This is a genomic window from Bradyrhizobium cedriense, assembly GCF_054602315.1.
Genome location: NZ_JBTSWB010000026.1, coordinates 1 through 791, shown reverse-complemented (window position 1 = coordinate 791; position 791 = coordinate 1). Strand labels below are relative to the sequence as shown.

General features: G+C 65.2%; 1 protein-coding gene. It reads left to right on the top strand.

Translation table 11 applies throughout. The features are described from left to right. Window positions 1-791 (top strand): ATP-binding protein (locus ACYCVF_RS36745; protein ID WP_459605043.1); only part of this gene is annotated, 791 nt, incomplete at both ends.

The window sequence follows — 791 nt, the reverse complement described above, 5'->3', positions numbered from 1 at the left end:
TACGGCTTCCTGTCCGAACGCGAGGCGTTCCCGCGCGCGCTGGAAGCCGCCGGCATCGTCTTCATCGGCCCGAACCCGGGCGCGATCGCGGCGATGGGCGACAAGATCGAATCGAAGAAGGCGGCCGCCAAGGCAAAAGTCTCGACCGTGCCCGGCTATCTCGGCGTGATCGAGGACGACAAGCACGCGGTCCGCATCTCCGACGAGATCGGCTATCCCGTGATGATCAAGGCGTCCGCCGGCGGCGGCGGCAAGGGCATGCGCATCGCGCATTCCAAGGCCGAAGTCGCCGAGGGTTTCAATCTCGCCAAGGCCGAGGCCAAGGCGTCGTTCGGCGACGACCGTGTCTTCGTCGAAAAGTTCATCGTCGATCCCCGCCACATCGAGATCCAGGTGCTCGGCGACAAGCACGGCAACGTCATCTATCTCGGCGAGCGCGAATGCTCGATCCAGCGCCGCAACCAGAAGGTCATCGAGGAAGCGCCGTCGCCGTTGCTCGACGAGGCTACACGCCGCCAGATGGGTGAGCAGGCGGTCGCGCTCGCGAAGGCCGTGAACTACGATTCCGCCGGCACGGTCGAGTTCGTCGCCGGGCAGGACAAGAGCTTCTACTTCCTGGAGATGAACACCCGCCTTCAGGTCGAGCATCCCGTCACCGAGCTCGTCACCGGCATCGACCTCGTCGAGCAGATGATCCGGGTGGCCGCCGGCGAGAAGCTCGCCATCGCGCAGAAGGACGTCACGCTGACGGGCTGGGCGGTGGAATCGCGTCTCTACGCCGAAGATCCGTT